Source organism: Anaeromassilibacillus sp. SJQ-5, assembly GCF_054108045.1.
Map to the genome: position 1 here is coordinate 1,602,174 of NZ_JBPJWQ010000001.1, position 13,375 is coordinate 1,615,548.

Here is a 13,375-nt window from a genome sequence, read left to right on the forward strand (position 1 = left end):
TTTGAATAATTGGAACACTTTTGGCGGGATATATTGCTATACCCCAATAATTTAAAAGGCACAACGCCAATTTCTCTGTTTGGCAAATGCCTGCCGGATGCCCGTCCCCCCTTGTCATGCCTACTCAATACAAAGCACCATCCGGGAAACGACATCCCAATTGTATACGCCGGCGTATGTAACACCGTCTATATACATAAAATAACCGGCATCCTCCGTTTAGCACGGTGGATGCCGGCATCTATTTCACCCATTTTGTTTTTGGCCTCTCACCGGGATCCCCTTCGGCGGACTCCACACGATTCGTGCAGCATGGCCGGAAATAACACAAGCCCCGGAAGTCAAATGACTTCCGGGGCTTGCGATGTTGGCATCTGTCTATTTTCCCGGGCCGCTTCCAGCCAAGTATCTTCGACGCAAGTGGGCTTAACTGCCGTGTTCGGGATGGGAACGGGTGTACCCCCACCGCCATCGACACCAACTATGGGAACACCGCTTGCACGATGTTCCGTTTGGGTCTCCTTCCGGAGACTGGCTCCCCCTGTTGGACTCGAACCAACGACATTTCGGTTAACAGCCGAACGCTCTACCAAACGTAAACAAAAACTACGGAAAGTCACGCGGCAAAAAAGTGCCACAACAATGTGAACTTCTGAAGTAGTTTTCTCCCTCATGCGCTTGTGCCATGAAACGCGGTACGTCAGCTGGCCGCTGCTCCGGCGGCCTCGTCTATGAATTGCTGGTAATTGATATTGAATACGATATCCAGTTCATAACCCCTGGAAACTCTGACCTCCCGCAGCAGCTGACAGGCGATCATCTTCTTCTGCTCAACAGTGGCGCTCTCAAATTCCTCCGCCCAGCTCCGAAATTGGCTGTAATAGAAATCCAGATCTTTCATCGCGCTCTCTTTGTCGCGAAGAACCTTATCAATTTCCAGAAGCCGTCGTTCATCCTGCTGGATTTCTTTCTTGGCATTTTCAATGGCCAAGGAAAGCATCTCCGGCGTGAACGCGCTCTCCCCCATCAACGATTTGGCAATCTCCCCGGACAATTCTACCAGCCGCCGTTTCTTCTTCTCCAGGGAAACGGCAACCCTTTTCTGCTGCTCATTTGCGGAGGTTATATCTCGCTTGTATCTTCGTTCCAGGGCTTTGTCCCTTGGAGTGACACGGATTCTCGCCAGATAACCGCGCAGGATTTCCATGACTGCGTCGTCGACGGTGGCGGCTATATATGCCGCTTGACCGTCGCATTCTCCGCGTTTCTGCGCCTTGTTGCAGCAGATATACCGCTGCTTGCGGACGCGGTATTCCGAACCGTCGACGCGGGTATACCTGTCCACATAGCTGGTAGCCACCATTCTGGAACCACAGTGGGCACAGTACAGATTGCCGGACAACAGCGTCTTGCCTTTGGTCGTGCGAGCAATTTGCTGTTTCTCTTTTTCCGTGTTGGCCCGCTGATCGAGGATGTATTGCGCTTGAAAGAAAAGTGGTTCTTCAATAATTTGGATGCGTTCTATATGGGGAGATTCGACGTCACCGGCGACAAAATAGCCGCAATACATCCGGTTGCGCAAAATTCGGTTTATGGTGTTGCATTGAAACTGGCTGCCGTTGTGAGTCTTGATTCCCAATCCATTGAGATAGTCAGCCATGCGGTAGGAGCCGAAACCCTCCCGGACTGTTTTTTCAAAGTACCGGCGAGGGCATCCGACACCAGCCGCCCTCGCCAAACCGATCTGTTTTTGTCGTGCACCTATTCGCCAGCCGTTCAGAGGTTGGTTGACCCCAGGTGCAGGAATCATACGAACCGCTGCCGATTAGCAGCGTCACGGGAATTTCACCCCTCCCAGGATCTCTGCGAGCCGCCCCCATTGCTTGAATCTATGGCTGGACGGGAGTATCATTGTCCCTCTTGCTTTCATCGCCCCCAGGGAATCACCCTGCTGTATGGACTATAAGATAGAATCGCTTAGAAAAGAAACAGCGGATCCGGAATCATCATCAAGTGCATTCCTATTCGCTTGTTTTTTTCGTCATGGCGCATCCGTCCAGCTGGCTGGCCGTTCGTCGCGGCCACAAGAGTTAACGTATTCGTATGACGGAATATTCTGTTATCAAAGAGCTTGTCCATCGCTACGAGGCGGGCATAAAATTCAGTAAAGAATAACCCCCTCACTCTCTTAGCCGTTGAGCGAGGGGGCTGGACGGAATTATTTTACTTTTCTAGGAGTTTTTTAATTTTTCTAATACTCTAACCTTTTGATCATGCATTGTCATGCGAGGAACACCTATTTCTGAGGCCCATTGTCTTTCGGTTTTCTGTTCGAAGTACAGAGCCTGAATAAGCTCGCGTTCCTGCACATCCAGTTGAGATAAAGCCTGATGCAAAGCATCACACATAATCGCAAAACAGGCTTCGTCCTCAACATGAACAGATGTGTCGGAAAACTGTTCGCCATTATCATCCATGAGCCTTTCCAGCGAATCCTCTCGGGCCGGAACGTACAGAACGCTCTCGTTTTTCGCATCTACCCTGATCTTCCTATATTTTAATTCTTTCGCAAAATACCGTGCCTTTCTCGCTGTCTTATGATATAGTTCGTACACTTCATCCGATACTGAAATTTGTTTGCCATGAATTCGGATATACTTTTGGACATCCACCTTTCTTTACCTCCGATCTGTTTTTAAATCAAAAACAGATCGGAACGGTGGCGATCGACAACAAGGCCGCACACCTGTATGCAAGCAAAAAAAAGGTCAAATTCGCCCTCATTTTTGAGGGTGAATTTGGCCGCGCGTTTGGGGGAGGCTCGCTATCATTGTTTTCATGGGATGTACCACCGCGACGTGTTTGCCTGGAGCGACAGCGTTTGGGTGAGTGTAAATTTTTTCTTGTGGCAAGTATATATAGGCGGTAATATGAGCCGGGTTATGGCTATACAAAGTCCTCATCTCTCCAACACGCAGTAATCTCATCATTAAGCGCGATTAGCCACAACAGGGAGATTGCCTGCCAAATTCGCTAAGAATTTCTGAGTTTGCCTTTGTACTTGGAGGATAAAATGGTTCAGAAGTTCTTCCATAGTTTCTTTACTTGAATTAGGTTTATTACTCAATCTGGAATTAGATACTTTTGGGGGATAAGGAAACTCAAAAAGCCTTGCACCATCCAACTTTCCGGGTATGAAAAGACGGTTAAAAATCGGTCATTCTAAAAAGAATGTTCCAAAGTTCAACCGTCGTTCATCAGTTCTAAAACCCCGCTACCGTTTGCAGAAGCACTTGGGCATAAACTCTCTGCATATAGTCGTTGGGATGGTTAGTATTGTTGCTCGTTATATCCTGAAACCGCTTGGTTTGCAGAAGATGCTGAAATACCGACTGCACATCCGCGTGCACCACCGCTTTTCCCTGATCCCGGAATTCCGCGGCAATGCGTTCTAGCACGGACTTGAAAGATGGCTGATAGCGGCAAATCGGCGCTCCGTCTCCCCAATTTGTGCGAATCTCCTGATTTGGCAGCATGGAGGACACCAGCACGATTTCCGTATCGGACCTGGCAGCTAGGATCTGTTTCACAATCGCTTCAATGTTGTCGCTGAAATCCTTAGGCTCAATGCCAGTTCCGTCGTTCATGCCGAAAGCCACAAGGACGAGATCCGGTTTATAGGCCAGTAGAGACTGAAAATTAACAATCCCGTCCTCCTCAAAAAGCGGCCAACGAGTCGTCTTTCCGGCGATAGAAAAATTCCGAAGTTCAATTTTCGCCTTCTTGTATCGGTTCTGCAAACCAGTTTTGAACAGTTCAACATAGGGCGGCATATGGGGCGCTATATCCACATTCTCATACCCAGAGGCTGTCCAACCCTGCGTAATGCTGTCCCCCAGACAGGCAATCTTCAGAGTACCGGCCTTATCAGTATCGTTTAGAATACCATTTGTTCTTTTAAGGTCGGCGCTTTGATTTGCGGGAACACCGCCGTTCCACCTTGCACTATGCCGATAGGTTACGCGCACCTGCCAGCGGGTCATACCCAAGGATCGGGTTTCACCTTCCTTGATAGCCTCCGTGTAAAGCTGTGCGCCGGTCCCATAGATTTCCGGCATATTGGCCGGATTCGAGGGATCGTAAACGGGGAGATAAAACGCCTCGTGTGCGATGGCGGGGATCGCGCCGTCCGCTGCGACCTGCAGCTTTCCGTCTTTCGTCAGGGAGTAATCCCTCCCCTCTTCATACCGGATATCCAGCCCGTAACTGTATACGGACACAATTTGTTTAGCAGGGTACAGCAGCGAAATGGGCGCAATGCTTCCGTCTTTTTCTTGCAGAATAAACACGGTTTCACTGCGCGCGATGCCACCGTCGTCCCAAACCGGCACAATATAATCTGCCGGTCCGAATTTCGCCGCGTCGTACTGACTCAAATCCTCCGATGTTCCATCCGGCCAGTCGGGATTGCCGACCGGCACCGTGTCTTCTTTTTGCTCTGGCACGGAGGCGTCAGCTGCACCGCTCACTTTTTTTTCGCCGGCGCAACCCGCACAGACTCCCAGGAAAAGCAACGTGCACATAAGGATGGAAAGCCCTCTCTTCATTGTATCCCTCCTTAGCTAATAAAAAACTTCGCTGTCGCACCTTTGCCGGCGTTGCGTATCAGATAGCTGACTTCTACCATTCCGTCCCAGTCCTCAGGCGCATTTTTCTTTAGCTCAAATATATAGGTACCGGAAGCACCGTCGCCCATGGGTAGGCACTCATCGGCCGCTTTTTCCGTGCCAAACGGCACTGTCATGTTGTATGTACGGCCGCCCACCGGCAGATACACACTTTTAGCAAAGCCGTTCTGAGTATGATAATCTACCCGCACCCCCAGCGCACATGAAGAACTTTCTTGCGGCTCTCCCCAAGTCTCATAGCGAAACGTCAATGTCTCCCTTGTTCCCAGTCCGCTAAGAATGGCGGATACCCCCGCCTCGCCCGTATCCTCTTCCAGCATACCGACGTAAGCGTTCATACTTTCGTTGAAAATATCGGCGTACGGCTTGCCGTCGCCCCGATCGGTATAATAGTATTGCTTCTTGACCAACGTGCCGACATCGGCGGTATTATCGGTTTCCGCTCCCTGCGCTTGACTATTAAATTCTATATAATACGCGCCCTTTACCGGGATCCTTAGGGTCTCTTTTCCTTTGTTTCCAGGATTTTCTACATCTTTGACTATCTCCGGTGTCGTATCTGACAGTCTTTTCTGATAATAGGCGGGATCGATTCGATAGACGGTGCAGCTCTGTGCTTCAAACGGCAGGTCACTCCAGTCGATGGTGACAGTCTGTGCCTTTTTCAGAGAACGATTATAGGCGATGACGCCGGCCCGCTGCGAATCAGATCCGGCTATCAGCCCAACCGCTTCATTTTCGGTGGACGCAGGAACCCGATCCACCGGCAGCCTCGCATATGACCAAAGGGCGTGATAGACGGGATTGACCGCATAGTCTGTCTCATACAGCCCGAATTGCCCGGAACTCAGCCACATGGGCCAGGACACCCGCGTGATATCCGACGCCTCATTTATACGCAGAATGGAGTCAAAGAAAGCCCAAACCTGCTCGTATGTATCATTGGGCATGGATTTACCGCCGTTAAAGTCGTTGGATACCGGATGAAATTCGGTCAAATGCTGCTGCACCCGGCGCAGATCATACTTTTTACCATTGAGTTCCGGAGCGGTACCGTTCTGGTAGGCGTTGAGAGCCTCACGCACCACATTCAGCTGATAGTTGAAATTGCCGGTCCCGCCCTCGTTGATATAATCCCCCTCCAGATCGCCATCCGAAGGGCCATAATAGTGCCAAGAGAAGCCGTCAGGTATCGCCCTCGCCTTTTCGGATGACTCCCAGAAATACTGCCAACCGGTCTGTTGGATGCCGGCTAAGGAGTCCGGCTCCCGGATAAAGGCCAGCGGACGCGCGATGCCCGCTGAAATCACGGTGGAAAACGGGTTTGCCGCGTAATAGGCACGAGTTCCCGTGACAACCGTATCGATCCATTCCTGTTGGGAACCCAGCCAGTACACATTGCCCTCGAGATCCGGCTCGTTCCAAGTCTCCAGAATGGCGTACACGCCGCTGCGTTTCAGATAATCCGCGGTATTGTAGCAAAATTCATAATAGCGCTTCAAATCCGGTACATTGCGGAAATCGAGATCGTCCCCCGGCTTAGTCGCATAGGATGGGGTTCCCACCATCACCAAATAGGGACTGATTTTATTGTCTTTGCATTTTTTCAGAAATTGGGACGCCAGACTCCATTCGTCCGCCGACACGCCGGTGAGGCCGCCCCGGCCTATCGGCTTCCCGATGCCGTTCTGTTCGTTTCCAAACATCATGTCGATACGGAAATTGTCTGCTTTCAGCGCGTTCACCCCAGTGAGTGTGTCCAGCGCCGCGGGATCAAACGTACCGTCCGCCTGTCCCATGAAAGTCCAGGTCGGGTTGAACATATCAACTTTTTTCAGATTTTGCGGTATGGATCCGTCTTTTTGAGAAAAATTCAGTTTCACGGTTTCTCCTTTTTCATCACCGCAGGCAGTCAGCAAACTGCACGGTGAGGCAGCCAGCAAGACGCTCAACAGGATCGACAGAAATTTCTTATTCCAGAATTTCATTCACTCATAGCCTCCCGACACAATATCACGCAAAGGTAACGGTGATATCCACATGGGTCAAGTCGTTGTCGCTGACGTATCCGGCGTTCAGGACGAAATAGAGAAAATCTCCTTTTTTGAGCTGTACGGAGAGCTTCTCTTCTGCCGCACTCTCCTCTCCGTTGCCCGTCAGGGACATTTCCGTCAGGGCTTTGCCTGTGTCCCTGCCATAAACGCTGAAGAGCACACCATCGTCGTCTGTCCGTTGAATCTGCATGAGGTTGACCGTGCAGTGGACAGACGCTTTGCCGCTTTTCGGTGATTCAAAGCGCAGAATAATATCCTCATTCTGATGCGGCTTCCATTCCGCGCCTACCACAGAGGTAACCGTCGAATTGTAACAACCAGAGTATGCGTTGTATGTCATGAAAGTCGGCTGAAAGTTCACTGTGCCAAATAGATAACTCCACCCCATGTGCCCCTGTTGCGCCGCATAGTCGGTCAGGTTGTTAAAAGTTTGAACCGATTCTCCGCAACCGCCCGCCGCCAGTATCAGCAGTACACAGAGCAGCGATGCCATCATAGCCGCGCATTTTCTTCTCATGTATGCTCCCTCTTTCTCCTACGCAGGATGAGGATACCGGTAACACCACCGGCTGCAGCGCATACCGCGGCGACCGGAAGTGCTATGTACAGGATAGGTACGGTATTGTCTCGAACCGATACCGCCATCTCGGTTGTTGACGGATCTTTCTGTATAAGCTCGGCCTCATTCTTGGCCAAACTCAAATATTTTGTTAAACCCTCATTGACCGACCGGTTCTCTACGCTCAGTTCGTAAATATTGGTGATATAGCTGACACCGTCGCCCGCTTCGCTGTATCTCTCCCCGGCACTCAAGGCAAAGATAATTGTGTCGCCTTTCTTCACCTTCAGTCGTTGTTCTGGAATCCTGTAATTCTTTTTACCCATGTAATCGCAGGTTTCTCGCCACAGGGATTGACCGTTGAAATACAGGGCCGCGACTGCGCCGTCGCCCTCCGTGGCGGTACGGGATACATAGCCGTCCACTGCGATTTCCCCGTCGATATCCGACACCCAGATTTTTAAGTTTTCAAACCTGCCATAAGGATGTACGGTGGTCCTGCCGATGAATTGATACGGGTAGTGACTGGCCCACTGGTTTTCTCCATACACATTGTTCCAGGTCATCAGAAGATACTTTTCCGGATGGCCATATGCATAAAACCAACCGTATTTACCCTGTTCGTTTGAATAACTGCGAATCGGCGCCTTGGAGCAGCCAAGATCCTCCGATAGTTTTGTATCCGCTGCCCCCGCCGTCCCGGTAAAATCCGCCTGAAAGAGAACAATATTACCGTCGCTGTCATTGCAGCCATTGTTGTTAACAGAAAGGGCAACTAAATCACCCGCATGAACCTCTATGCCGCTGAGACTGAATTCCACAGGCTTGTCGTTAGTCAACTCCACATCCACGAGCGATGCATCCAGCACCTGTGCGTCCGTATAACCGTCGCCGGTAAACGACCGCTTTTCCAGTGAAAACCGAATACCATCCACATCCCGGCTGTCCGCCGCTGTAGCGTCTGTTTTCAACTGTACGCTCCCGCTCAGATTGACCACACCGTCCGCCGGCGCACGCCAGGCCTTGATGGTATCACCATAGTTGCCGGGATGCAGATTGACGGCCCCTCGGGAACCGATCTCCACCTGGGCAAACGTGTCCGTGTCCGTATACCGCCACAGGGTATCGGAATTCTTAAACATTTGAAAATACCGTCCGGAGAAATCGCCATATAGATAAAACCATTCTCGGGACGCGGGTTCTTCCGTCTCCGGAACCTCGCCGTTCACTTTTAAGAGCTCGGCCTCATTATCCGCTAAATGCAGATACCCTTTCAAATCGATGCCGGATCCACGGTTGTCCACGCGCACTTCGTAAATATTGGTGATGAAATCCGTACTGTCGCCCGACTCATTAAACTGCGCTCCCGTTCCTAGGGTAAACATAACCGTATCGCCTTTTTTTACAGAAAGTCGTTGTTCCGGAATTCGATAGTACTTCCGGCCCGTGTGGTCGCAGTTCTCTTTCCAGAGGGGCTGACCATTGAAATAGACGCCCGCCACCGAACCGTCACCCACGGCGGAATCCCTCGCCGCATAACCGTCCACCGCGATTTCTCCATCAAAGTCGGATACCCATATTTTCAAGTTATCAAACTTTCCATAAGGGTGCATTTTGGTTCGCCCGATAAACTGGAAAGGATTTTTTGAGGTCCATTGATGGTCCCCATAAACATGACCCCAGTCCATCAGCACATACTTTTCCAGCAATCCATAGGCATAAAACCAGCCGTCTTTCCCCTGCTGGTCGGAAAAGCTGGGGATCGGCGCTGCCGAACACCCCAAATCCTCCGGCAATTCTGACTCCACAGCCCCGGGCGCTTTGGTAAAGCCGACTTGAAAGGTAACAGAGTTTCCATCGCTGTCGTTGCAGCCGTTGTTATTCACAGAGAGCGCGATCAAATCGCCGGCGCACACGTCGATGTCGTCAACGGTAAAGTCCACAGGCGTTGGATCGTTCAGGAGTACGTCGTCCCAGATCTGATCGACCGCCTGCGCAGGCCCGTAGTTTTTCCCATCAAACGTCCGCTTCAGCAGGGAAAACCGGATGCCGTTGACACTGTCGCTGCCCGCCGCGCGGGGATCCGACAGCAGTTTCACACTGCCTTTCAGGCTGACCGTTCCATCGGCCGGTGCGCGCCATGCCTTTATAGTGTTTCCGAAATTGCCCGGATGCAAATTGACGATATTCTGCTGCCCGATTTCAACCTGAGCAAACGTATCGGCGTCAGTATACCGCCACAGCGTCTCGGATTTCTGGCTCATTTTGAAATACCGACCGGAAAAATCCCCGTACAGGTAATACCAATCGCCGTCTGCGCGGATCCCCTCCGCCAAACCGGTGACGCTCGTCCCCCAGCTTCCCATGAGCCATGTGAAGCTCAGGGCGGCAGTAAGGGCCATCTGCAGAATCCGGCTTCCCTTTCGTTTCATCCGTGTCTCTCCTTACTACAATCGTTAGCCCGGGAGAAAGTAACTCAGTCAAAGACCAAACGGCCGTCACTGCCGATCTCGGGTGCCTTGACGAGCTGCCCGTTTTTGAGGGCCGCGTTGTAAGCGGTTGTGATGGCATCCCCTTTGTATGTCGTGTTCATGGTCTTCACATAACTACTCCAGGCACTGTTGAACGGCTCACTATACTGCTTGAACGTGTCCCACCAGGTATCGGAGGTCTTGGTGAAATCCGGCTTGGCCGAGGCATAGCTGGTATTGCGTTCCATCAGCGTAAACTCTGTCTGCATTTTGTCGCAAAGGCCCTCAAAATATTCCGTATAGGTTTTCTCAGTTAACATATAGTAATCGGGATAGCGGTTATACGTTTTGGCCTTTTCCATCGCCTCAATAATTTTGCCGCTGTTGGTCTGCATTTCGTTGTAATAGTTGGAGGTGATATTGGTGAATAGGCGCAGCGCGCTGAATGTGTCTTTCCCGTCAATCGTCCAGTTCACAGGATGCTCCCCTTCCTGTGCGCCCATCAGGCTTTCCCGGACAGTTTTCTCGTTATTTTCGCTCTTTTTATAGTGGATCCCCTCTACTCCATAAGTCAATAAATCCACAGCCTCGTCGCTGAGCAGCCAATCCATCAGTTTCAATGCATCGCCGCGTTTTTTCTCCGACATATCCGCACTCAGGCAAACCGACGTCCAAAAGTTCGGATGACCTTGAATACCGTACTCCCCGTCAATCCCCTTGGGCGGCGCAAACATGGCAATCTTCTCCGCTGCTTCTTCATAAGACCAGTTTTTTTGGGTAACAAAATAGGAGAGCACCAGGTTGAGCATGGCCTGATTTTCGATGATACCCACTTGTCCATTGCCGAAAGCCGCCAGCTTGTCTGAGGCATCATTGGTTGCCCAGCTGGGATCCATAAATCCGTTTGTCAGTAGATTGTTGACAAAATTAACAATGTACTTATTGCCGTCACTGGTGCCGCTGAATTCATATTTGCCGTCCTTATTGTTATCCTCCATGATGCGGTATCCGCCGCCCGCGACATACAGCCAGTTGTCGGAATACATATCCACCGTTGAGGTATAGCCATAGGTATCGTCTTTCCCATTGCCGTCCGGGTCATACAACGTGAAGGCGCGGCAGAGACGGTAAAACTCCATCAGGTCCTGCGGCACGGTGAATTTGTATGTCTCATATATTGCGTCCGTCATAGAGATCTCGTTACTGATGACGCCATCTTTCACCAGGATTGACGCCAGCTTTTTATTCAGATTCTCGATCCAGTCCATACGAATAAACATGGTGTGTTCCTGCGTCCAGACCGTGGGAATCATATACATTTTACCGTTCATGAAATCAATGTTCTTGCTTAAGAACGAATATTTCTGAAGCTGCCGGTAGATGTTTGGATATTCCTTTTCCGAAACGTAGTCCGATATCGGGAGCAGCGCCTCGGCCTTAATCATCTTATTGAACAGCACCGGGGTTTCCGCCGTCCGGGAGATGAACATATCAGGGAGATTACCTGTATTAAAATACTGCTGCAGCTTGGTGTCCGCCTGACCGCCGCCTGCAATCAGGCAGGTAAAATCCACGCCGCAAAGCTCCATGTATTTCTTATATAAATCCGATTTTCTCTTAATAGCGGTGTTGACGCCGCTGAGATCTGAATAGAACAGCGTCAGCGCTCCATCCTCGCCGGCCTCTTTCGAGCTGTTGCAGCCAGTCAGCGCCGTAAGGCACATGCCCAGCGCCAGTATGATGGCGGCGCCTTTTCTGAATAATTTTTTCATGTCGTTGCTCCTCTCAATGTTCAGGATTTAACAGCGCCCAGCATAACGCCCTGTACAAAATATTTTTGAAGCGCAATAAAAACGATGGCAATCGGCAGCAGGGAAATCACAATGATAGCGCCGTTTCGACCCTCAGCGAATACCTTAGTCATATCGATGATACCGGCCTCGAGATTATCTCCTGTGGCGCTCAGTGCCATTTTCACCTGATAGGCCAGCGGGTACATACGTTCATCGCTTAACAGCACCATCGGCCAGTACCAGTCGTTCCATTTTCCCACGATAGTAAACACGGAAATGGTTGCGAGTCCCGCCTTAGACAGCGGCAGCAGGAACTGAAAAAGGCAACGGAAATCGTTGGCACCGTCAATACGGCAGGATTCCATTACGCTGCGGGGAACCTGAGCGAAGAAGTTGCGTAGCAAAATGATGTTGAACGCGGAAATGCCAAAAGGCAGGATAAGTCCCAGATAGCTGTCGGTCAGGTGAAGCGAACGGAGGGTCAGCACCGTGGGAATCAGACCGCCTCCGAAAAACATCGTAATCAGCAATAGCGTAAAGAAGATTTTCTTGCCCGGCAGGTTTTCCTTGATCAGGGCGTATGCGCCGAAAGACAGCAGGAGCATGGAATACAGAGTACTGGTGATTGTCACGACAATGGAAATAAGAAAAGAACGCCCGATGCTATCCTGAAACAAAATGAGCTTATACATTTCCAAGTTGAAATGGTGGGGAAACACCAGAAACCGGGCATTCAGAAAATCGTCCCGGGAGGAAACCGACAGCAAAACCTCGTACAGCAACGGAAACAAACACGCTGCCATGAATAAAAACAGGAACAGGTAAATCAGCACTCTCCACACGGTCATGGGAGTCTTGGACAATGCTTTCTTTCTCATGATTCAGCCACCTCGTACATGCCGTAACCGTTGATCTTTTTCACGACGGCATTTGCCGACAACAGCAAGACAAAATTGATCACCGACTTGAACAGGCCGATGGCCGTGCCCCGTTCATAGTACCCGTTTTCAAAGCCGGTGCGCATCACCAGCGTATCAATGACATCCGCCACACTGTAAACCGTAGGATTATATATGTTGTAGATGGCATCAAAGTTGGCGTTGAGGATATTGCCAACCTGCATGGTAAACATGATAATGATTATCGGCATAATACAAGGCAGGGTGACGTATCGGGCCATGCCCCACCGTTTGCAGCCATCTATGGATGCCGCCTCATAGAGGGTCGGGTCGATATTAGTAATCGCCGCCGTATAGATAATTGTACCCCAACCTGCATCCTTGATGATACTGGAAATGAGCAAAACCGGATAAAACAGGTGTTCGCTGGTGAGGAATTCCACTCGTTGCATTCCCAGAGAGGCAAGAATGTTGTTAAACGTACCTGTGGAGAAATTTAGCAGCGAATTCAGGATGCCCGCCAAAATGACCCAAGAGATAAAATTCGGGAAATAGATACAGGTTTGGATAAGTCGTTTATACGGCTTGTGGCACACCTCATTGAGTAGCAAAGCCAGCAAAATGGGGGCCGGAAAGCAAAAAATGAGGCTCAGTGTGCTGATGACGATGGTGTTACGGAACGCACGGGCAAAATCCGGCAGTGCGAATATGTCCACAAAATGCTGGAAGCCCACCCATTCGCTGCCGAAAATCCCCTGAGCCGGCTGGTATTCCTTGAACGCCAGCACCAGACCGTACATAGGGTAGTACGAAAACAGAAGCAACACAACCAAAACCGGCAGCATCATAAGATACACCTGCTTGTTCTGCCAAACGGACACCTTGAGCCTTTTCCAATCGGTTTTCATGTG

Annotated in this window: 9 protein-coding genes and 1 rRNA gene; all 10 read right to left on the bottom strand. The window is 50.5% G+C overall.

Annotation, left to right across the window (positions count from 1 at the left end; all coding sequences use genetic code 11):
- Nucleotides 1-365 precede the first annotated feature (365 nt).
- A 5S ribosomal RNA gene (rrf, locus tag ACSAMM_RS06915) occupies nt 366-482 on the bottom strand.
- Nucleotides 483-700: 218 nt separating this feature from the next.
- Nucleotides 701-1,810, bottom strand: coding sequence for a recombinase family protein (locus ACSAMM_RS06920; protein ID WP_457790675.1), 1,110 nt, complete (start codon nt 1,808-1,810; stop codon nt 701-703).
- 421 nt (nt 1,811-2,231) lie between these two features.
- The gene (locus ACSAMM_RS06925) at nt 2,232-2,672 is read right to left on the bottom strand and encodes a sigma-70 family RNA polymerase sigma factor (RefSeq protein WP_178720708.1); all 441 of its coding nucleotides are present in this window, start codon (nt 2,670-2,672) and stop codon (nt 2,232-2,234) included.
- 591 nt (nt 2,673-3,263) lie between these two features.
- A complete protein-coding gene (locus tag ACSAMM_RS06930) occupies nt 3,264-4,583 on the bottom strand; it encodes an SGNH/GDSL hydrolase family protein (RefSeq protein ID WP_457790677.1) in 1,320 nt (439 codons plus the stop codon).
- A gap of 35 nt (nt 4,584-4,618) precedes the next feature.
- Nucleotides 4,619-6,676 (bottom strand): hypothetical protein, encoded by a 2,058-nt coding sequence (locus ACSAMM_RS06935; protein ID WP_457790679.1) that lies wholly within the window; start codon nt 6,674-6,676, stop codon nt 4,619-4,621.
- A gap of 25 nt (nt 6,677-6,701) precedes the next feature.
- Nucleotides 6,702-7,259 carry a hypothetical protein gene (locus tag ACSAMM_RS06940; protein WP_178720752.1) on the bottom strand — a complete coding sequence of 186 codons (558 nt, stop codon included), beginning with the start codon at nt 7,257-7,259 and terminating at the stop codon, nt 6,702-6,704.
- Complete coding sequence (locus tag ACSAMM_RS06945; protein ID WP_457790681.1) at nt 7,256-9,733, bottom strand: hypothetical protein; 2,478 nt, start codon at nt 9,731-9,733, stop codon at nt 7,256-7,258. The genes ACSAMM_RS06940 and ACSAMM_RS06945 overlap by 4 nt, the downstream gene beginning before the upstream one ends.
- Before the next feature lie 44 nt (nt 9,734-9,777).
- Complete coding sequence (locus ACSAMM_RS06950; protein ID WP_457790683.1) at nt 9,778-11,544, bottom strand: extracellular solute-binding protein; 1,767 nt, start codon at nt 11,542-11,544, stop codon at nt 9,778-9,780.
- Nucleotides 11,545-11,564: 20 nt separating this feature from the next.
- Nucleotides 11,565-12,443, bottom strand: coding sequence for a carbohydrate ABC transporter permease (locus ACSAMM_RS06955; RefSeq protein ID WP_457790685.1), 879 nt, complete (start codon nt 12,441-12,443; stop codon nt 11,565-11,567).
- Nucleotides 12,440-13,372, bottom strand: a complete 933-nt coding sequence (locus tag ACSAMM_RS06960; protein WP_457790687.1) for an ABC transporter permease — start codon at nt 13,370-13,372, stop codon at nt 12,440-12,442. Before ACSAMM_RS06960 ends, ACSAMM_RS06955 begins: the two co-directional genes overlap by 4 nt.
- Nucleotides 13,373-13,375: the final 3 nt, after the last annotated feature.

Coding starts and splice junctions, on each gene's coding strand:
- ACSAMM_RS06955 (WP_457790685.1), bottom strand. CDS start 12,443: ATGAGAAAGAAAGCATTGTCCAAGACTCCCATGACCGTGTGGAGAGTG.
- ACSAMM_RS06920 (WP_457790675.1), bottom strand. CDS start 1,810: ATGATTCCTGCACCTGGGGTCAACCAACCTCTGAACGGCTGGCGAATA.
- ACSAMM_RS06960 (WP_457790687.1), bottom strand. CDS start 13,372: ATGAAAACCGATTGGAAAAGGCTCAAGGTGTCCGTTTGGCAGAACAAG.
- ACSAMM_RS06930 (WP_457790677.1), bottom strand. CDS start 4,583: ATGTGCACGTTGCTTTTCCTGGGAGTCTGTGCGGGTTGCGCCGGCGAA.
- ACSAMM_RS06935 (WP_457790679.1), bottom strand. CDS start 6,676: ATGAAATTCTGGAATAAGAAATTTCTGTCGATCCTGTTGAGCGTCTTG.
- ACSAMM_RS06940 (WP_178720752.1), bottom strand. CDS start 7,259: ATGAGAAGAAAATGCGCGGCTATGATGGCATCGCTGCTCTGTGTACTG.
- ACSAMM_RS06945 (WP_457790681.1), bottom strand. CDS start 9,733: ATGAAACGAAAGGGAAGCCGGATTCTGCAGATGGCCCTTACTGCCGCC.
- ACSAMM_RS06950 (WP_457790683.1), bottom strand. CDS start 11,544: ATGAAAAAATTATTCAGAAAAGGCGCCGCCATCATACTGGCGCTGGGC.